Origin of the sequence: Streptomyces sp. NPDC050743 (genome assembly GCF_044456925.1) — a bacterium.
Lineage (GTDB): Bacteria > Actinomycetota > Actinomycetes > Streptomycetales > Streptomycetaceae > Streptomyces.
Map to the genome: position 1 here is coordinate 119265 of NZ_JBITGJ010000005.1, position 19846 is coordinate 139110.

Annotated in this window: 16 protein-coding genes; 7 read left to right on the forward strand and 9 right to left on the reverse strand. The window is 69.2% G+C overall.

The window, feature by feature from the left end:
* The first annotated feature begins 2 nt into the window (after window positions 1–2).
* From yidC to ACIBJF_RS08025, 6 genes are all read left to right on the forward strand, one after another.
* Window positions 3–1292, forward strand: a complete 1290-nt coding sequence (gene yidC, locus ACIBJF_RS08000) for a membrane protein insertase YidC (protein WP_399172849.1) — start codon at window positions 3–5, stop codon at window positions 1290–1292.
* Window positions 1293–1307: 15 nt separating this feature from the next.
* Window positions 1308–1820 (forward strand): protein jag, encoded by a 513-nt coding sequence (locus ACIBJF_RS08005; RefSeq protein ID WP_399172850.1) that lies wholly within the window; start codon window positions 1308–1310, stop codon window positions 1818–1820.
* 117 nt (window positions 1821–1937) lie between these two features.
* Window positions 1938–2654, forward strand: coding sequence for a 16S rRNA (guanine(527)-N(7))-methyltransferase RsmG (rsmG, locus tag ACIBJF_RS08010; RefSeq protein ID WP_351802895.1), 717 nt, complete (start codon window positions 1938–1940; stop codon window positions 2652–2654).
* Between the two features lie 347 nt (window positions 2655–3001).
* The gene (locus ACIBJF_RS08015; protein ID WP_399173031.1) at window positions 3002–4075 is read left to right on the forward strand and encodes a ParA family protein; all 1074 of its coding nucleotides are present in this window, start codon (window positions 3002–3004) and stop codon (window positions 4073–4075) included.
* Window positions 4072–5169, forward strand: coding sequence for a ParB/RepB/Spo0J family partition protein (locus ACIBJF_RS08020; protein WP_399172852.1), 1098 nt, complete (start codon window positions 4072–4074; stop codon window positions 5167–5169). The genes ACIBJF_RS08015 and ACIBJF_RS08020 overlap by 4 nt, the downstream gene beginning before the upstream one ends.
* A 319-nt stretch (window positions 5170–5488) precedes the next feature.
* A complete protein-coding gene (locus ACIBJF_RS08025; protein ID WP_399172854.1) occupies window positions 5489–6106 on the forward strand; it encodes a GNAT family N-acetyltransferase in 618 nt (205 codons plus the stop codon).
* A gap of 113 nt (window positions 6107–6219) precedes the next feature.
* On the opposite strand, the gene trxA is transcribed toward ACIBJF_RS08025, so the two are convergent.
* The 7 genes from trxA to ACIBJF_RS08060 form a co-directional block, all read right to left on the reverse strand.
* The gene (gene trxA, locus ACIBJF_RS08030; RefSeq protein WP_399172855.1) at window positions 6220–6567 is read right to left on the reverse strand and encodes a thioredoxin; all 348 of its coding nucleotides are present in this window, start codon (window positions 6565–6567) and stop codon (window positions 6220–6222) included.
* A gap of 27 nt (window positions 6568–6594) precedes the next feature.
* Window positions 6595–7566: a thioredoxin-disulfide reductase gene (gene trxB, locus ACIBJF_RS08035; RefSeq protein WP_399172856.1), complete on the reverse strand. Its 972-nt coding sequence runs from the start codon at window positions 7564–7566 to the stop codon at window positions 6595–6597.
* 215 nt (window positions 7567–7781) lie between these two features.
* Entirely contained in the window at window positions 7782–8711 is a 930-nt protein-coding gene (locus ACIBJF_RS08040) for an anti-sigma factor family protein (protein ID WP_399172857.1), read from the reverse strand.
* Window positions 8708–9433, reverse strand: a complete 726-nt coding sequence (sigM, locus tag ACIBJF_RS08045) for an RNA polymerase sigma factor SigM (protein WP_399172858.1) — start codon at window positions 9431–9433, stop codon at window positions 8708–8710. The genes ACIBJF_RS08040 and sigM overlap by 4 nt, the downstream gene beginning before the upstream one ends.
* Before the next feature lie 22 nt (window positions 9434–9455).
* Window positions 9456–11156 carry a protein kinase family protein gene (locus ACIBJF_RS08050; RefSeq protein WP_399172859.1) on the reverse strand — a complete coding sequence of 567 codons (1701 nt, stop codon included), beginning with the start codon at window positions 11154–11156 and terminating at the stop codon, window positions 9456–9458.
* Window positions 11157–11274: 118 nt separating this feature from the next.
* On the reverse strand, window positions 11275–13635 hold the full coding sequence (gene murJ / locus ACIBJF_RS08055) for a murein biosynthesis integral membrane protein MurJ (protein ID WP_399172860.1): 2361 nt from the start codon (window positions 13633–13635) through the stop codon (window positions 11275–11277).
* A 45-nt stretch (window positions 13636–13680) separates the two neighbouring features.
* On the reverse strand, window positions 13681–16062 hold the full coding sequence (locus ACIBJF_RS08060) for a DUF6049 family protein (RefSeq protein WP_399172862.1): 2382 nt from the start codon (window positions 16060–16062) through the stop codon (window positions 13681–13683).
* A gap of 276 nt (window positions 16063–16338) precedes the next feature.
* Between ACIBJF_RS08060 and ACIBJF_RS08065 the strand changes: the two genes are divergently transcribed.
* On the forward strand, window positions 16339–17781 hold the full coding sequence (locus ACIBJF_RS08065; RefSeq protein WP_399172863.1) for a CCA tRNA nucleotidyltransferase: 1443 nt from the start codon (window positions 16339–16341) through the stop codon (window positions 17779–17781).
* Window positions 17782–17891: 110 nt separating this feature from the next.
* Here the strand turns inward: ACIBJF_RS08065 and ACIBJF_RS08070 are convergent, their stop codons facing one another.
* Entirely contained in the window at window positions 17892–18407 is a 516-nt protein-coding gene (locus ACIBJF_RS08070) for a hypothetical protein (protein ID WP_399172864.1), read from the reverse strand.
* 87 nt (window positions 18408–18494) lie between these two features.
* Complete coding sequence (locus tag ACIBJF_RS08075) at window positions 18495–19757, reverse strand: MFS transporter (RefSeq protein WP_399172865.1); 1263 nt, start codon at window positions 19755–19757, stop codon at window positions 18495–18497.
* Between the last annotated feature and the right edge of the window lie 89 nt (window positions 19758–19846).

Here is a 19846-nt window from a genome sequence, read left to right on the forward strand (position 1 = left end):
TAGTGGACACGATTGCCAGCCTCTTCAGCTTCATCACGACACCCGTTTCATGGGTCATCGTCCAGTTCCACAAGGTGTACGGCGCCATCTTCGGCGCTGACACCGGGTGGGCCTGGGGCCTGTCCATCGTGTCCCTCGTGATCCTGATTCGCATCTGCCTGGTCCCGCTTTTCGTGAAGCAGATCAAGGCCACGCGCGCGATGCAGACGCTCCAGCCGGAGATGAAGAAGATCCAGGAGCGCTACAAGAACGACCGGCAGCGCCAGTCCGAAGAGATGATGAAGCTGTACAAGGAGTCGGGTACCAACCCGCTCTCCTCGTGCCTTCCCATCCTGGCGCAGTCCCCGTTCTTCTTCGCCCTGTACCACGTGCTCAACGGCATCGCGACGGGCAAGACGATCGGCGTCATCAACGAGCCGCTGCTCGCCAGCGCCCGTAAGGCGCACATCTTCGGCGCCCCGCTCGCGGCGAAGTTCACGGACAGTGCGGACAAGGTCGCGGCGCTCGGGGCCACCCTGACCGACGTCCGGGTCGTCACCGCGATCATGATCGTCCTGATGTCGGCGTCGCAGTTCTACACGCAGCGCCAGCTGATGACGAAGAACGTCGACACCACGGTGAAGACGCCGTTCATGCAGCAGCAGAAGATGCTGATGTACGTCTTCCCGGTCATGTTCGCCGTCTTCGGTATCAACTTCCCTGTCGGTGTCCTCGTCTACTGGCTGACCACGAACGTGTGGACCATGGGCCAGCAGATGTACGTCATCCACAACAACCCGACCCCGGGTTCCAAGGCCCAGGCCGCCTACCTGGAGCGCCTGACCAAGCACGTCACGCAGCACGGCAAGGTCCGCCAGCGCAGCGAGAAGGCCATCGTCAAGGCGATCGTCGCCAAGGGCCGGGACCGCAACGAGTTCGAGCGCAAGTTCATCAACGCCGTGAACAAGGCCGGTCTCGCCGCCCAGGCCGACGGCACTGTGGCGAAGAGCACGGTCCAGGCCGAGGCGCAGACCGCAGACGGCGCGGAGACCACCACGGTTGCCGGTACCGGCGCCGCGGCCCGGCGCCAGCAGCCCAAGCGCCAGTCCAAGGCCCAGCGTCAGTCCGGCGGGACCAAGCAGGCGGGCGGGTCCACCTCGTCCACCTCGCTGGAGAAGTCCGACGAGCCGCAGGACGCCAAGCCCGCCGCTGCCCAGCAGGCCCAGAAGCCCGGCTCCGGCACCCGCAGCAAGGCCCAGTCCGGCCAGCGCAAGGGTGGCCCGCAGCGGCCCAAGTCCCCGTCCAAGAAGTAAGAAGGAGCCCATCCCGTGACGGAAGGCACCACCTCCGCCGCTGCCGAGGGCGCAGACGCCCTGACCCGCCTGGAGCAGGAGGGTGAGATCGCGGCGGACTACCTGGAGGGTCTGCTGGACATCGCCGACCTCGACGGCGACATCGACATGGACGTCGAGGCCGACCGCGCCTCCGTGTCGATCATCAGCGACACCGGCAGCCGTGACCTGCAGAAGCTCGTGGGCCGGGACGGCGAGGTGCTGGAGGCACTGCAGGAGCTGACGCGCCTGGCCGTGCACCGGGAGACCGGCGACCGCAGCCGGCTGATGCTGGACATCGCGGGTTACCGAGCCAAGAAGCGGGCCGAGCTGTCCGAGATCGGCGCCAAGGCCGCCAGCGAGGCCAAGAACAGCGGCGAGCCCGTGAAGCTCAAGCCGATGACCCCGTTCGAGCGCAAGGTCGTGCACGACGCGGTCAAGGCCGCGGGACTGCGCAGCGAGTCCGAGGGCGAGGAGCCGCAGCGGTTCGTCGTCGTGCTGCCCGCCTGATCGGCCCCCACGTTCCACCGGCCCCGTCTGTTGAGCAGACGGGGCCGAACTTTGTCAGCCTGGTAGTTCTGGTGGCCGGTGCGCGAAGCGCCGGCGCTGTACGGAAGGACGGTCCCCGTGACGGAGGCAGCGGAGCTTCCCCCCGCGCCCGAGCAGGCGCGGGAAGTTTTTGGTGATCGCTTCGCCGATGCGGTCCGCTACGCGGAGCTGCTCGCCGAGGCGGGCGTGCAGCGTGGCCTCATCGGCCCGCGGGAAGTGCCCCGCCTGTGGGAGCGGCACCTGCTGAACTGCGCGGTGCTCTCCGAGGCCGTCCCCGAGGGCGTGACCGTCTGCGATGTCGGCTCCGGTGCCGGTCTGCCCGGTATCCCGCTGGCCCTGGTCCGGGACGACCTGAACATCACCCTGCTGGAGCCGCTGCTGCGGCGCACCAACTTCCTCACCGAGGTCGTCGAGCTGCTCGGCCTGGATCACGTCACGGTGGTGCGGGGCCGGGCCGAGGAGGTCCTGGGCAAGCTGCCGCCGGTTCATGTGGTGACCGCCCGGGCCGTGGCCCCGCTGGATCGCCTGGCCGCCTGGGGCATCCCGCTGCTGCGTCCCTACGGCGAGATGCTCGCGCTGAAGGGAGACACCGCCGAGGAGGAGCTGAAGGCCGCGTCCACGGCACTGAGCAAGCTCGGCGCGGTGGAGACGTCAATCCTGCATGTGGGTGAGGGCATCGTGGATCCGTTGTCCACGGTGGTTCGGGTCGAGGTCGGGGAGAGCCCGGGCGGTGTGCGGTTCGCGGCCAAGCGGGCCAAGGCCGCCCGGACGGGCCGGGCCCGTCGTCGCCGCTGAGCAGGGACGGGAGCGGGATCAGGGGCAGCAGCAGGAGCGTCTCGGATCCGCCCCGAGGACGAGACGTACTCCACACAAGCTGCCAAACCTATGCAGGTCGGAGTGTCGTGAAGGTCCGGTCGCCGCCGCTGTGCATCGTGTTTCACGTGAAACGTCGCTCACTGCTCCACGGCATCATCAGTCGCGGCCGCGCTGCGGCCGAACCTCGTGATCGCAAGCCCCTCGGTTCCCTGGCGGAGGATCCCCTCTCCCATGGCACTCCGTCCCTCCCCGGGGACACGGAGTTGTCCACAGAGGTGGATTTCTCCACAGAACACCAGGGCTCACTGGTTCGCGACCCCGAAGACATGGGAGGCTCTGTTCATTGCGAGCCTGAAGTCGAGGAGAGTGAATCCTTGCGGTCCGACGCCAACATCGCGGGACCGATGACCGATCCGGTCCCCGGTCCCCGTACCGAGTCGATGGGGGCGGATGTTTCACGTGAAACACCGCCTCCGATGGACGACACTCCGATCGGTCGTGCGGCCCAACTGGCGGTAGAGGCTCTGGGCCGCGCCGGCGAAGGTCTGCCCCGGCCGGAGCAGACCAGAGTCATCGTGGTCGCCAACCAGAAGGGCGGCGTGGGCAAGACGACGACCACCGTCAACCTTGCCGCTTCGCTGGCTCTGCACGGCGGCCGTGTCCTGGTGATCGACCTCGACCCGCAGGGCAATGCGTCCACCGCCCTCGGGATCGACCACCACGCCGAAGTTCCTTCGATCTATGACGTGTTGGTGGAGAGCAAGCCCCTCGCCGAGGTCGTCCAGCCGGTCCCCGACGTAGAGGGTCTCTTCTGTGCCCCCGCGACCATCGATCTCGCCGGTGCGGAGATCGAGTTGGTCTCCCTGGTGGCCCGGGAGAGCCGACTGCAGCGGGCGATCCAGGCCTATGAACAGCCGTTGGACTACATCCTCATCGACTGTCCGCCCTCGCTCGGCCTGTTGACGGTCAACGCGCTGGTGGCGGGCCAGGAGGTCCTCATCCCGATCCAGTGCGAGTACTACGCACTCGAGGGCCTGGGGCAGCTGCTGCGCAACGTCGACCTGGTACGGGGGCACCTCAACCCCGCGCTGCATGTGTCGACCATCCTGCTCACCATGTACGACGGCCGGACGCGTCTCGCCTCCCAGGTCGCGGACGAGGTGCGCACCCACTTCGGCGACGAGGTGCTGCGGACAAGCATTCCCCGCTCGGTCCGTATCTCCGAGGCGCCGAGTTACGGGCAGACGGTACTGACTTACGATCCTGGATCAAGCGGTGCCCTCTCGTATCTTGAGGCGGCCCGAGAAATCGCGCTGAAGGGCATCGGCATCAGCTATGACGCGAGCCAGGCCCACATCGGCGCCCAGAACGACCCGAGCATGGTGGAGGGGATCCAGTGAGCGAGCGACGGAGGGGGCTGGGCCGTGGTCTAGGCGCATTGATCCCCGCTGCCCCGACGGAGAAGACCCCGGCTCCGGCCGCGCTGGGTGGTGGAGTCTCCGCCTCCCCCGCAGCCGCCCCGGCGCTGACGACCGACCGCGGGGTTGCCGCGGCGAAGGTGGCCACGCTGCCGCCTGTTTCACATGAAACCGAGGAGCTCTCCGCAAGCCCCGTCACGGAGACGCCAGCGGCCCCGATAGGCGCGCACTTCGCCGAGATTCCTCTCGGCGCGATTTCGCCCAACCCCCGCCAGCCGCGTGATGTCTTCGACGAGGACGCGCTCCAGGAGCTCGTCACCTCCATCAGGGAGGTCGGTCTCCTCCAGCCCGTCGTCGTACGGCAGCTGGGGCCCGCCCGCTATGAGCTCATCATGGGCGAGCGCCGCTGGCGGGCCTGCCGCGAGGCAGGCCTGGAGGCCATCCCGGCGATCGTCCGGGCCACGGAGGACGAGAAGCTCCTTCTGGACGCGCTGTTGGAGAACCTGCACCGCGCGCAGCTGAACCCGCTGGAAGAGGCGGCCGCCTACGACCAGCTGCTCAAGGACTTCAACTGCACCCACGACCAGCTGGCCGACCGGATCGGGCGCTCCCGGCCCCAGGTCTCCAACACGCTGCGTCTGCTGAAGCTCTCACCGGCCGTCCAGAAGCGCGTGGCTGCCGGTGTCCTCTCCGCCGGACATGCCCGGGCCCTGTTGTCCATCGAGGACTCCGAGGAGCAGGACCGGCTGGCTCACCGCATCGTGGCCGAGGGGCTGTCGGTGCGAGCCGTCGAGGAGATCGTGACCCTCATGGGTTCGCGGCCCCAGAAGCCTCAGCGTCCCAAGGGGCCGCGCGCCGGCTCCCGGCTCTCCCCGGCTCTGAACGAGCTGGCGACCCGTCTGTCGGACCGCTTCGAAACACGGGTGAAGGTCGACCTCGGACAGAAGAAGGGCAAGATCACCGTCGAGTTCGCCTCGGTGGACGATCTTCAGCGGATCCTGAGCACGCTCGCCCCGGACGAGGGGCCGGTGCTGCACCAGGAGCTGCAAAACGCGACGGACGACGAGGACGACTGATCCCGTCCCCCAACTCGGCCAAACAAGAGTGGGCCGTGTCCGGTGTGTACCGGAACACGGCCCGCTCTTTGCTTTGAGGCGGTATCGAGCGAATCACATCGTGGATACGATGCGAACGGGTATGGCGCATCCACCGGACAGCATCTGCATCTCTGAGCGGGGAGACGGGGGCCATGCGATCGATGAGCCGCACCGGACTGGTGAGCGCGGGCCTGAGCCTTGGAGCGGTCGGCGGATTCGTCGGCAGCCTGCTCAGGCAGCGGAGCACTCTCACAGCCGCGCGTGATGCGGCGGGCGAAGGAAGCGAGGAACAGCCTTCATGGGGCGTCGGCTCGTGCCGCTCACGCTGGACAACGTTCAGGACCTTCCCCAACGCTGTCGGTCGTGTGTCTTCTGGGAGCTGGATCCCGTCAGTGGTGAAGCGGCGGTAAGGGCGGGCACCTCGGCACTGGAGAAGGAAGCCTGGATCTCCGCCGTTCTGCTGGACTGGGGTTCGTGCGGGCGAGTGGTGTACGTCGATGACGTACCGGTGGGATTCGTTCTGTACGCCCCTCCGGCCTATGTCCCGCGGTCGACGGCCTTTCCCACGAGTCCCGTGTCGCCCGACGCCGTGCAGCTGATGACGGCGTTCATCATGCCCGGCTATCAGGGGCAGGGGCTTGGCCGAGTGCTCGTGCAGACGGTCGCCAAGGATCTGCTGCGCCGCGGCTTCAAGGCGATCGAGGCCTTCGGTGACGCCCGCTGGAAGGAACCCGCCTGCCTGCTCCCCGCGGAACATCTTCTGGCCGTCGGCTTCAAAACGGTTCGGCAGCATCCCACGCATCCCCGGCTGCGGCTGGAGCTGCGGTCGACGCTGTCCTGGAAGGAAGACGTGGAGATGGCGCTCGACCGGCTCCTCGGGGCGGTCCAGAAGGAGCCGGCGCTGAGGCCGCTGTAGTCGCTGGGTCAGCGGAGGGACATAAGCGAATGGGCCAACCCGCGGGGGTTGGCCCATTCGTGTTTCACGTGAAACATGCACCGCCGTTCGGACGGCACCGCTCGGTTCTCGCCTTACTCGGCGATGAACTCCTCGAGGTCGCGAACGATCGCGGCCTTCGGCTTGGCACCGACGATGGTCTTGGCGACCTCGCCACCCTGGTAGACGTTCAGGGTCGGGATGGACATGACGCCGTACTTGGCGGCCGTACCCGGGTTCTCGTCGATGTTCAGCTTGACGACCTCGATCTTGTCGCCGTACTCGGTGGCGATGGCCTCGAGGGACGGGGCGATCTGGCGGCACGGACCGCACCAGGCGGCCCAGAAGTCCACCAGGACGGGCTTGTCGCTCTTGAGGACGTCCTCGTCGAAGGAAGCGTCGGTCACGTTCTTCAGGTTGGCCACAGCGGGCTCCTTGATCATGCGGTGGGGCAGGGAAGAAGGGGAAGGTCAGACGGCGGCGGTCTTCTCGGGCTCCGCCTTGTCCTCGTCCGCGAGGGCGGAGAGGAAGCGCTCGGCGTCCAGAGCGGAGGAGCAGCCGGTGCCGGCCGCAGTGATCGCCTGGCGGTAGGTGTGGTCGACCACGTCACCGGCGGCGAAGACACCGGTCACATTGGTGCGGGTGGACGGAGCGGCGACCTTCAGGTAGCCCTCCTCGTCCAGGTCCAGCTGACCCTTGAACAGCTCGGTACGCGGGTCATGGCCGATCGCGATGAACAGACCGGTCACGGGCAGCTCCGACAGCTCGCCAGTCTTGACGTTGCGCAGCTTCAGACGGGCGAGCTTCTGCTCGCCCTGGATCTCGGCGACCTCGCTGTCCCACACGAACTTGATCTTCGGGTCGCCGAAGGCGCGCTCCTGCATCGCCTTCGAGGCGCGCAGCGTGTCCCGGCGGTGGACGATCGTCACGGACTTGGCGAACCGCGAGAGGAAGGTGGCCTCCTCCATCGCGGTGTCACCGCCACCGATCACGGCGATGTCCTGGTCCTTGAAGAAGAACCCGTCGCAGGTCGCACACCAGGAGACACCGCGACCGGACAGGGCGTCCTCGTTCGGCAGGCCCAGCTTGCGGTGCTGGGAGCCGGTGGCGACGATGACGGCCTTCGCCTTGTGGACCGTGCCTGCGGTGTCGGTCACGGTCTTGATCTCACCGGCGAGGTCAACGGAGACGATGTCGTCCGGGATGAGCTCGGCGCCGAAGCGCTCGGCCTGCGCCCGCATGTTGTCCATGAGCTCGGGGCCCATGATGCCGTCGCGGAAGCCCGGGAAGTTCTCGACCTCGGTGGTGTTCATCAGGGCGCCACCGGCGGTGACGGCGCCCTCGAACACCAGGGGCTTCAGCGAGGCACGGGCGGTGTAGAGCGCCGCCGTGTAGCCTGCGGGCCCGGAGCCGATGATGATCACGTTACGGACGTCGCTCACGGCTTGATTCCTCGTCTCTGGTCTGCGTCAGTCGACCGGTGGGAGCCCCTTTCAGGACTCTCACCCCACCCAACGGATCCTACGGGGCCCGCATTCCCGCTGTGCCGGGGCACACGCATGCGTCGGGTGACGGCGGGAGCGGCCCGGCCGACTCAGGGGTGGCGCCCTCAGCGACGGGCGCGGTCAGAGATGGGCGCGCACAGAGACGAGCGCGCTCACGGGCGAGCGAAGGAATGCTTCAGAAGAACCGTGCCGGCGGAGCCGGGCTGCTGCCCGATACAGGCCGCGTCGACGATGTAGACCGTGACGCGTGCGCTGTCGGCGGCGTCGGGCACCACCACCAGGTAGGCGGACTTACCGCCGTACGTTCCTGTCTTGGCGCCCAGTACGTCGTCGCCCTGGTGGAGCGCCGCCCGGACACAGTCGGGGACGGCGACATCGGTCTGGATCAGGGTGTTGGCGCTCTCGATCGGCTTGGGAGTGTTCTGCCCGGAATCGATGCCCGATCGAGGCCGCTGGCCCTGCCTCCCGCTCTTCTTGTTGGTGAGCAGATCCTTCAGCTGGCTCTGGACACTCGCGCCGGAGAACGTGCCGACGGAAGGGGTCGGCTTTCCATGGGCAGTGGTGGTGTCGGAGGAGTGATCACCGAGTGACTGCAGCACCAGTGACCCCACCCCCAGGACGGCCGCGGTCAGGACAGTCCCCAGGACCACTCGCCTCCGGCGGCGTCCCCGCTCGTGCCCCTTGCGTCCCGGACCGGTCGCCGCCTGAGGACGGCCGGCGGGCCGGTCCGAGGGAAGCGATGTTTCACGTGAAACATGGCCCTGGCCGTCGCCATGCCTCAGCTCGGTCTCCGGAGAGACCTGGGCGCTGAGCGGTTCCGGAGCGGAGGCGCTGAGCAGCGCCTCGGCGGCCAGCGCGGCATCGATGCGCTCGGCCACGTCGGCCGGCATCCGCTCTGCTCCCGATACGGATCCCAGCAGACCCCGGATCTCCTCCAGCGAGGCCCACACGTCCGCGCACAGCTCACACGTCTGCAGATGGCGCCGTACGTCCGCGCCGCGGTCCGGAGGCAGAAGGCCTTCGGCGAGGTCGGAGATCTCCGCGACGTCCGGGTGCCCGGCCGTGTCTGTCGTGGAAGTCACGCTCGCCCACCTCCGCCCTTCACTACGGCTGAATCGCTCGGTCCCGTGTCCTCGGAAGTTCCACTCGGAGCCCCCGTTGCCGGTGGGACGGATGTCCCCTCCACCCGGTTCCGTCCCGCGCCGGGTTCTTCTCCGCTTCCGGAGCCTTCGGGCCGTAGATGCGTGAGGAGGGGCAGTAGCCGGGCTCTGCCCCGGGCACACCGGCTCTTCACGGTGCCCGTGGGCACATCGAGGATCCGTGCGGCCTCGGCCACGGGATACCCCTGCATGTCCACCAGGACCAGGGCGGCCCGCTGGTCGTGCGGGAGAGTGCCGAGCGCTTCGAAGAGCTGGCGCTGGACATCGTTGCGTTCGGCCGGCGCCGAGGCCGACTCGTGTGGTTCCAGCAATTGTTCCAGCCGCTCGGTGTCGTCGACGGGAGCGGTCTTCCGCGAGGCCGCCTTGCGGGCGCGGTCCAGGCAGGCGTTCACCGTGATCCTGTGCAGCCAGGTCGTGACGGCCGACTGGCCCCGGAAGGTATGGGCGGCCCGGTAGGCCGACACCAGGGCGTCCTGGACCGCGTCGGCGGCCTCCTCGCGGTCGCCCAGCGTCCGCAGCGCGACCGCCCAGAGCCGATCCCGATGCCGCCGCACGATCTCACCGAAGGCATCGGGATCGCCTTCCACATGACGGGCGAGGAGATCCTTGTCGCTCACCCGGTCGTATCCGGCGCCCTCCGCCATCTGCCCCTCCCGAGTGGAGACCTCAGCCGGTCACCTTGACGTCTGCCACTCTGCCCCGCCAGTGGCCCGACCCGTCCGAGGGCAGCTCGGTCAGCCACACCAGGAGGTACCGGGTCTTCAGGGGCTTGTCGGGCTTGAGCACCACCGTCGTGCCCGAGCCGCTGGCAACCTTGCCGTAGGCGTCGAACGAAGTCGGTTGCGACCCGGCGTCCGCGCTCGCGGCACGGAGCTCGACCGAGGTCTCCCCCAGGAAGGTGACCGTTGCCTTTCCGACCTGCTGGACCTTGCCCAGGTCGAGGATGACCCCGACGCCCGGCTTCAGGTTTCCGAACTTGGGGCTGAGATAGAAGTCCGTCTGCCAGAAGGTGGACGGGCTGTTGTCGTAGACCTTTCCCACATCTGCGGGCTTCTCGGAGTGGTCCGCGCTGAACGGGTCGAAGTCGCGCGCCTTCTGGATGGCGATCGGCTTGCCTGAAGCCGAAGTCTTCGACCCCTGGTCGCCGTCGTCCGTCGGCTGGCTCTTGTTGGTGTCGTCGGACTTGCCGCCCTGGTCCATCAGTGCGTCCGCCAACTGCCAGCTGCCCAGACCGAGGGCGGCGATGAGGAGCGCGGACACCGCCCATTTCAGCACCTTGCCGGTACGGCTCTGCAGCGGCGGTGGCGGGGTGGTCATCGGCTGGGGCGCGCCGGGGTGCGGCGCCGGGCGGCCGTACGTGCCCTGCTGGTAGGTCGTGCGCTGGTACTCCGGCGGGGCCGTGAAGGCCGGCTCCGGCGGGCGGATGCGCGGCATCTCGCCGATCGCCTTCACCAGCTCCTCCGGCGTGGTGCAGGGGGCCTCGTGACGGGAGGCGGTGGCCCCGTCGTTGGCGAGTGCGCGCATGGACAGCTCGGAGAGGCCTCGGTGAACACCGGCCCGCACCTGGTCCGGTGCGATGAGGCCGACGCCCTTGGGTAGCCCGGACAGGCCGTAGGCGTCGCTCTCGTACGGCCAGCGCTGCGTCAGCGCCGCATACAGCAGGGCGCCGATCGCCTCGGTGTCGGTGCGCTGCGGGGTGTCCGAGTTGATGCCGCGCAGGGCGGCGTTCACGGCGAGGCCCCGGATGCGCCACTGGCCGGTCGAGGCGCGCAGGACGGCGTTGGGGTTGAGCCGGAGATGGGCGAGGCCCTCGCGGTGCGCGGCGGCCATGGCGGAGGCGACCTGACTGACCATCTGGTAGGCGTCGTGCGGCTCCAGCGGGCCGTTCGCGAGAAGCGTGGTCAGTTCGGTGGCGTCGGGCAGCCACTCGTGGACGACGTAGACGAGGTCGTTCTCCTCGACGGCGTCGAGGACCTGGACGAAACGGGGGTCGCCGAGCAGCGCGGAGGAACGGGCGGCGGCGAGGACGGAACGGGCCCGCACGTGCTCCGCGGGCAGGATGTGGACGCCGACGGCACGACGGAGTTTCTCGTCGACCGCACGCCAGCTGCTGAATCCGTCCAGACGGGTGACGCACTCCTCCAGTCGGTAGCGTCTGGCGAGCTTGTGACCGCTGTGCAGTTCGGGAGGCGAGGCCTTCTGTCCGGAGCCCTCGATACCGCCGCTCCCCTGTGCCTCGTCACTGTCCGTGTCCCGTTCCGGGTTCTTGGCCACCCCGTCGGCCGTGGACTGGTCCGCCTTGGCGGTCAGCGGCTGCTCGCCGCTGTTGTCTGCCACGTCGACGGCAGCTGTGCTCCGTTCCGCCACCGTCGTCCCTGCCTCCCCATCCGTTGCACGCTGTCCGACGCCGAAACCAATTGTGCCCACAGTCCGCCGCTATGCACGACACGCGGCGGCGGACGATGGTTGTGCGACTACCCCCGCCTCAGCGGCCCAGACGCCCGCGGACCATACCCACGAGCGAGTTGAGTTCCTCGATGCGCATTCGCCGGGCGGCGACGAAGAAGATGCCGAGCAGAACGGCCCCGCCGACGAGCAGCGCGGCGAAGGAGCCGATGACGCCCTGGCCGAGGGTGTGCCCGATGCCGTAGCAGGCCGCGCCGCTGAGCAGGGCCGCGGGCACCGAGGCGATGCCGAGGCGCGCGTAGGTCCGCAGCACCCGTGCGCCGTCCAGGTCGCCGCCGAGCCGCTTGCGCAGCCGCTGCCAGGCGACACCCACACCGATCGCGTAGGCCAGGCCGTACGCGGCCGCCATACCGGCCACCGCCCAGCGGGCAGGCAGCAGGAAGTAGCACAGCCCCGAGGCACCCGCGTTCACGACGGCGACGATGACCGTGTTGTAGAAGGGCGTGCGGGTGTCTTCGTAGGCGTAGAAGGCACGCAGGACGACGTACTGCACCGAGTACGGGATCAGGCCGAGGCCGAAGGCCATCAGCATGTAGCCCATGTTGGTGGCCGAGTCGGTGCCCGCGGAGCCGAAGATCAGCGTGCACATCGGAATGCCGAGGGCGAGGAAGCCGAAGGCGATCGGGACAATGGCGACCGCGGTGGTGCGCAGGCCCTGGGAGATGTCGTCGCGGACCGCGCCGCCGTCGCCCTCGGCGGCCGAGCGCGAGATGCGCGGCAGCAGGGCGGCCATCAGGGAGACCGTGATGATGGCCTGCGGCAGGCCCCAGATCAGCTGGGCGTTGGCGTAGGCCGCGAAGCCGGTGCCCTTGACACCGGAGTCCTTGCCGGCGGCGGTGGACAGCTGGGTGACGACCATGGCGCCCGCCTGGTTGGCGAGGACGAACAGGACCGTCCACTTGGCGAGCATCGCGGCCTTGCCCAGGCCGTGGCCGCGCCAGTCGAACCGCAGCCGGATCCGGAAGCCCGTCTCGCGCAGGTAGGGGATCATCGCCAGTGCCTGGACGACCAGACCGAGCAGCACACCGATGCCGAGCAGGCGCTGGCCCTCCGGCGGGATGTTCGTGACGGTCAAGCCGGAGTGTGAGGCGGTGCCGTAGACCCAGATGAACGCGCCGAGTGACACGATGATGACGATGTTGTTCAGGACCGGAGTCCACATCATCGCGCCGAACTTCCCGCGGGCGTTGAGGATCTGACCCATCACCACGTGGATGCCCATGAAGAAGATCGAGGGCAGGAAGTAGCGGGTGAAGGTGACCGCCACGTCGTTGGCGGCCGGGTTGCCGGCGATGGTGGGCGACAGCGCTCGCACCAGGAGCGGCGCGGCGAACATCGCGAGGCCGGTGAGCGCGGCCAGCGCCACCATCACCAGGGTCAGCAGGCGGTTCGCGAAGGCCTCCCCGCCGTCCTCATCCTCCTTCATCGACCGCACCAGCTGCGGCACGAAGACGGAGTTGAGACCGCCGCCGACGGTGAGGATGTAGATCATCGTCGGCAGCTGGTAGGCGACCTGGAAGGAGTCGGCGAGGAATCCGAGGCCGAGCGCCGCGGCGATCAGCGCCGAGCGGACGAAACCGGTGAGGCGGGAGACCATCGTGCCCGCCGCCATCACGGCACTGGACTTCAGCAGCCCGGCGGCCTTGCCGCCCTTCTTCGCGGGCGCGGCGGAAGCTGCGGGAGCCGGCTCCGGTTCCGCGTCCCGGTACGGACCGGCGGGATCCGGCGCCGCGGCCGGGGCGGGCACCGGCGGCTGCGCCGGGTTCCCCGGGGCCGCCTGGTAGGGCGCCCCGGCGTACGGGTTGCCCTGCTGGGCGCCCTGGCCGGGCGCGGGCGGGTACTGGCCGACGGGGCCGTACCCGGTGCCCGGAGCGGCGGCCGGCTGGGAGTAGCCGGGCGGATCCATGGGCGCGTGCCCACCGCTGTGCTGCTGGTCCTTGAAGAGATGCGCGAAGGCGTCCGGCTCCTGGTACTCCTCGCCCGAGTGCGCGACCAGGTCGTTGCCGCCCACGAACTGGGTCGTGCGCGGGTCGTCGCCGTAGGGCAGGTACGGGGTCGCACGGTCCGGCTCCGGCGTCGGCGTCTGTGCCCACATCCGCGGGTCGGGCGCGTACGGCGACTGCGCGGGCTGTCCGTAGAGCGGCTGCTGCCCTTGGCTGCCCTGAGGGGGCGGCGGGTGCGCGGCGCGGTCGTAGAGCGCCTCGGCGACCGGGTCCTGGGCGGCGAGGTCGTGCCCCCGGTAGGGGTCCTGGTCGTAGGCGTCCTGGAGGTACATGTCGGCCGCCTGCTGCGGCGGCACCTGGCCGGGCTCCTGCGGCGTCCCGGGGTAACCCGGGCCGGCCGCGCCCTGGCCGCGATCACCGTCGTACGGCGCGTTCATGCTTACCCCACCTCATCGTCCCTGGCCCACCGGCCACGACATCGCTCAACGGTCCACTCTCTCACCCGTCCCGGACGGGTCGGGGCTTTCCGGTGCGGTGTCCGGAGCGGGGTCACTCGCGTGCTCCGGGTCGTCTGCCCCGGTCGGAGAGCCGGAATCCTCCGGTTCCTCCGGGAGACGGTCTGCGGGGGCGTCGGGGTTCCCGGGCTCGTCGGCGGCCTGCCCGTCCGCGTCGGGTCCGTTCTCCTCCGTCTGGCGGGCGGAGGCGCGCTTGCGCTGGGTGTACATCCGGAAACCGGCCAGGACGAGGAGGAGCACACCGCCGCCGATGACCAGCATCACGGTGGGGGTGATCTCGGTGACCTTCACATCGAAGCTGACGGCGTCGCCGTACTTCTGGCCGTCCTCGGTATACAGCTGGGCGATCACCGTGACCCGGCCGTTGGCGTTGGCCGACGTGGTGAACTTCACGGACTGGCTGTGCCCGCCGGAGATCTCCACCGGCTGCTCGTCGTAGGCCTTGCCGCCGATCTTCAGACGGGTCGGCATGGTCGAGGTCAGGCGCAGGACCAGATGGCCGACCGGCTGGACGAGGTTGTTCTGGACGGTCACCGGGATGGTGGCGCTGCGTCCGGAGAGCTTGGTCTCCGACTTGTCGATGAGCTTGACCTGGTCGGCCAGCTCGTCGAGCCACCCCTCCACGCCGTCGCGATAGCCCCGCGCGTTGCCGCTCCTGCCGCTCCACGACGTGGACATCTCACGGTTTATGGCCCGCCCGAACGGCGTGACGACCCGGGACTGGTCGGAGAGGATCACCTGGAAGCTGTCGAGCTTGTCCTGGGTGCGCGCGATCTGCTCGAAGGCCGTCCGCGGCAGTTCCTGCGAGCGCAGCGAGGAGGGGTAGGCGGACCCCGACGGGATGTGCGTGGTGGCGTTCGGATCCGGCTTGTCCTTGGCCGCCGCGGAGAGGTCCTGGGACTCGGACCAGTTCCCGCCCTGGAGCGCCCTCAGCGCCGCCGCCATCGCCTGGGCCTGGCTCGCGGTGGGCATGCGCTGCGGGGCGACCACGATGCTGCGCTGCTTGTCCGTCTGCGCGTTCACCTCGAGGCTCTGCGCCAGGAACTCCTGCACGGCGAGCGTGGCCGAGTCCGCCTTCGTCAGGTCGCCCTCGAAGGCCGTGGACAGCCGGGCGTCGGAGACCACCGCCGTGGTGCCGCCGCCGACCGGGCGGGCGGCGGAGGGCGTGTACGGCAGCCCGGCGGTCTCCTGGAGGCTGTCGCTGCGGGCGATCACGCGGTCGGCGCCGGCGGAGGTCGCGACCTTCATGATCGCCGGGTCCACGGCGCCCTCCACCGGCCAGGCGAAGTCGGTGCTCGGTGTGACGTGGAGCACGGTTTTGACGGTGGTGGCGGCGACGTCGGTGGCGTCCTTGAGGTGGCTGAGCGAGCCGGTGACGCTGGTGCCGTTGTGCGCAAGGGACGCCAGGTCCGGGTCGGCGAAGGGCAGCGCGACGACCTCCTTGCCCGTCACCGCCTTCTGCAGGCCGGCCAGCCACTGCTTGGCGAGCGCCTGGTGCTCCTTCGGGCCGGGCTTGGTGGTGCCCCCGCCACCCGGCAGCCGGTAGTTGCCGGTCGCCATGGCGTCCACCGAGGCCAGTAGATCGGGGTCGATCACCCAGGTGACGTCCAGGTCCTTGCCCAGATCCACCATCTGGGCCAGCCGTCCGCCGGGCGCGAGTTCCTTGGCCAGGTCGTCGTTGCGGAACACCGGCGTCTGGAGCTCGCCTGCGCCCGTCTTGGCCGTCATGTGGACCGTGGAGATCAGCGGCCACAGGTACGTCGTCTTCGTCTTGGTGTCGGCCTCGGACGGCTGCCACGGCAGGAACGTCCGCTGGATGCCGAGCATCTGGTCCCAGGACTGGGCGGCGGTCTTGCCGGAGAGGGAGACACCGAACTCGTAGACGCCGTCGTCGCCGAGGTCGAGCTTGTCCACGGGGACGGAGATGCTGAAGTGCTCCGCGACGCCCGGGGACAGCTTGGCGAACTTCGCCGCGTACTTGCCACCGACCTCGACGCCGGTTCCGCCGGTCAGGTCGTCGGAGTGCTGGGCGACGGAGTCGATCCCCGAGCGGGTGGTCAGCATGGAGCCCACCCGCAGGTCCACGTGGGCGCCGGTGACGGTTTGCTTGCCGTTGTTGGTCACGGTGCCCGACACGGTCAGCGTGTCCCCGTCGGTGGGGGCGCTGGGGGTCAGTGAGTCCAGGGCGACGGACACCGTGTCCGAGGAGGCTGCCTGGGCGGGCGCCGCGGCGGGCAGCTGGAGCAGCCCGGCCAGCAGCGGCGCACCAGCGAGCAGCCCGCCGGCGCGTCGCAGCCACCGGCGGGCAGGTGAGGCACTGGTCCCCTGGAATTCAGCCGCCTCGGCCACGCGCTCGCCCGTCCCTCGTCATCAGTGGTCGTCGGAATGTGCGTCCACGCATGGTAACGATGCGCGCTGAGGGGAAGTGCCGCGGTCTACGTCACAAGATCGAAGAACACCGGCGTCCCGTCCTCTATATCCAGTATCGAGCGGAGAGCTTCCCTACGCCGCGAGGGCAGTGCTTGCGCCGGGTATGAAGGGAGCTGTCCGCGGCCTGTGCCGGCCGGCCGCCCTCGGCCAAATGGAGGGCGCCCCTGGTCGCCGGGGCACGTACCCTCTTCTGTTGTGCCGAACCCCAACGAAGACACTCCCTCTGCCCTGAGCCAGGCGCAGCAGCGCGCGGTCGCCGAGCTGCTGCGGGTGGCCCCCGTCGCCGACGATCTCGCCCGCCGATTCCAGGAGGCAGGGTTCTCCCTCGCCCTGGTCGGCGGGTCGGTGCGCGACGCGCTGCTCGGTCGGCTCGGCAACGACCTGGACTTCACGACCGACGCCCGGCCCGAGGACGTTCTGAAGATCGTCCGTCCCTGGGCGGACGCCGTCTGGGAGGTCGGTATCGCCTTCGGCACCGTCGGCGCACACAAGGACGGCTACCAGATCGAGATCACCACCTACCGGTCGGAGGCCTACGACCGCACCTCGCGCAAGCCCGAGGTGTCGTACGGCGACTCCATCGAGGAGGATCTGGTCCGGCGGGATTTCACGGTCAACGCGATGGCCGTGGCACTGCCGGAGAAGGAGTTCATCGACCCGCACGGAGGCCTGGAGGATCTCGCGGCCCGCGTGCTGCAGACGCCGGGCACGCCCGAGGAGTCCTTCTCGGACGATCCGCTGCGGATGATGCGGGCCGCCCGGTTCGCCGCCCAGCTGGACTTCGAGGTCGCCCCCGAGGTCGTCACCGCGATGACGGAGATGGCCGGACGCATCGAGATCGTCTCGGCCGAGCGGGTCCGGGACGAACTGAACAAGCTGATCCTGTCCGCGCACCCCCGCAAGGGACTGGCCCTGCTCGTCGAGACCGGGCTCGCCGACCATGTGCTGCCCGAGCTGCCGGCGCTGCGCCTGGAGCGGGACGAGCACCATCGGCACAAGGACGTCTACGACCACACGCTGATCGTCCTGGAGCAGGCGATGGCGCTGGAGCAGGACGGCCCCGACCTCACGCTGCGGCTGGCCGCGCTGCTGCACGACATCGGCAAGCCCCGCACGCGCCGCTTCGAGAAGGACGGCCGGGTCTCGTTCCACCACCACGAGGTGGTCGGCGCCAAGATGACCAAGAAGCGCATGACCGCCTTGAAGTACTCCAACGAGCTGGTGAAGGACGTCTCACGACTGGTCGAACTTCACCTGCGCTTCCACGGCTACGGCACCGGGGAGTGGACGGACTCGGCGGTGCGCCGCTACGTCCGTGACGCGGGCCCGCTGCTGGACCGCCTGCACAAGCTGACCCGCTCGGACTGCACCACCCGCAACAAGCGCAAGGCGGCCGCGCTGTCCCGAGCCTACGACGGCCTGGAGGAGCGTATCGCTCAGCTGAAGGAGCAGGAGGAGCTGGACGCGATCCGCCCAGACCTCGACGGCAACCAGATCATGGACATCCTGGGTGTCGGCCCGGGCCCTGTCATCGGCAAGGCGTACAAGCACATGCTGGAGCTGCGTCTGGAGAACGGTCCGATGGAGCATGGCGCGGCGGTGGCGGCTCTCAAGGACTGGTGGGCCGAGCAGAGCTGATCTCTGCCGGGCCGGGTTCGGCGATGTTTCACGTGAAGCACCGGCCCGGACCGAGTGCAACGGAGGGGCGATGTTTCACGTGAAACATCGCCCCTCCGCACATTCGAGCGCTACTTGTTGTCTCCCAGGCAGAGGACGAACGAGTCGCTGCCTTCCTTCCACTCGAGGGCCGCGGTCGTTCCCTTGACCGACTGGCAGGCGAGCTGGGCGACGCTGGTGCTGCCGTCCTTCTTGAGCACCTTGTAGTCCGCCTTCGAGTTGCCGCAGTCCAGCTGCTCGATCTCCGGGTCGCTGTCGCTTCCCTTGTTCGTCAGGCAGTCACCGACAGCGAGCTTCTTGGCGTCGTCGCTGTTGTTGAAGTACCAGCCGCCAGCGATGACGATGAGGCCGACGATGATGCCGGCTATGCGCAGGTACTGCCTGACGCCGCGCTTCGGCCGCTGAGGAGGCACCGGTGCATACGGTGCCGTGCCCTGCTGGGGGAATCCGGGCTGACCCGGCTGCTGCGGGTAGCCGTCCTGGGGCGGGTACGGGTCCTGGGGCTGGGGCTGGCCGTACGGCTGTTGGCCCTGGGGTGGCGTGGTGGTCACTTGGGGGTCCCCCTCAAGGAGTTGCTGAGCGCTCACGTAAGAAGCGCATAAGACGCAGGTAAGTTACCGGCCGCCACTGACACTCCTGAAACTCAAGGGGACTCTGTGGCTTTGATGTGACACTCACCGGCGTTCAAAGCGGGCCATAGTCCCAGCAACTGCCCCGTAGATGACGGCGACGGTGACGACCAGCGCGGCCGAGTGTCCGTCCGGCGGCAGCATCAGGGCCGCCACTCCGGCCGCTCCGACGAAGGCCACGTTGAACAGTACGTCGTACACGGAGAAGATCCGGCCGCGGAAGCCGTCGTCGACGGCGGCCTGGACGATCGTGTCCGTGGAGATCTTCGCGCCCTGAGTGACCAGTCCCAGGACGAAGGCGGCGACCAAGAGGGGACCGGTCGCGAAGGGGAGGCCGAGGGCGGGCTCCAGCACGGCGGCGGCGCCGGAGCACACCACGATCCAGCGCCCCGGACCGAGGCGTCCCGCCGCCCACGGCGTCACCGCGGCCGCCGCGAAGAATCCCGCACCCGACAGCGCCAGAGCGAGGCCGAGCAGCCGGAGCCCGTCCTCGGGGCTCGCGGACAGGGCGTACCGGCACAGCATCAGCAGGAGGACGAGGAGCGCGCCGTAGCAGAAACGCATCAGTGTCATCGCGGCCAGCGCCCCGGCGGCTTCCCTGCGCTGCGGCGCGGCCAGATGACGGACGGCCGCGCCGAGCTCGCGAGCCGTCTCGGTGAGGGCGGTGGCCATGTGCGGCCGTGCCGGCTGCCGGTCGGGACCGAGGAGTGTGGAAGGCATGGTCAGGGATGTCAGGCCGGCGCACAGATAGAGGAAGGCGCCGAGGAGCACCACCGCCGCGTCGGAGCCGGACGCCACGAGCCGTACGGCGAAGGCGAGACCGCCGCCCGCGGTCGCGGCGAGTGTTCCCGCCGTCGGGGACAGGGAGTTGGCGAGCACCAGGCGCTCGGCGTCCACCACCCGGGGCAGGGACGCGGACAGACCGGCGAGGACGAAGCGGTTGACGGCCGTGACACACAGCGCCGAGACGTAGAAGAGCCAGTCCGGGACCTGGCTGACCATCAGCATGGCGGTGGCCGCGGCCAGCAGGGCGCGCAGCAGGTTGCCGTGGACGAAGACCTGCCGGCGGCGCCAGCGGTCCAGCAGGACGCCCGCGAACGGGCCGACCAGCGAATAGGGGAGCAGCAGGACCGCCATCGCCGAGGCGACGGCCGTGGCCGAGGTCTGTTTCTCCGGGGAGAAGACGACGTACGCGGCGAGCGCGACCTGGTAGACGCCGTCGGCGCCCTGGGACAGCAGGCGGATGGAGAGCAGGCGTCGGAAGTACCGCAGGCGCAACAGGACGCGCAGGTCACGGACGACGGGCATGGGGCACAGCCTCACACATGCGGAAGGTCCCCGGGTCAGGGAACCCGGGGACCTTCACAGCCCTGGCAGGAGCGTTCTCGTGCGCCTTG

What these genes read in the sequence shown, in the direction of transcription:
- trxA (WP_399172855.1), bottom strand. Translation starts at nt 6,567, where the DNA reads ATGATCAAGGAGCCCGCTGTGGCCAACCTGAAGAACGTGACCGACGCT.
- ACIBJF_RS08025 (WP_399172854.1), top strand. Translation starts at nt 5,489, where the DNA reads ATGGGGCGTCGGCTCGTGCCGCTCACGCTGGACAACGTTCAGGACCTT.
- murJ (WP_399172860.1), bottom strand. Translation starts at nt 13,635, where the DNA reads ATGAACGCGCCGTACGACGGTGATCGCGGCCAGGGCGCGGCCGGCCCG.
- sigM (WP_399172858.1), bottom strand. Translation starts at nt 9,433, where the DNA reads ATGGCGGAGGGCGCCGGATACGACCGGGTGAGCGACAAGGATCTCCTC.
- ACIBJF_RS08015 (WP_399173031.1), top strand. Translation starts at nt 3,002, where the DNA reads ATGGGAGGCTCTGTTCATTGCGAGCCTGAAGTCGAGGAGAGTGAATCC.
- ACIBJF_RS08075 (WP_399172865.1), bottom strand. Translation starts at nt 19,757, where the DNA reads ATGCCCGTCGTCCGTGACCTGCGCGTCCTGTTGCGCCTGCGGTACTTC.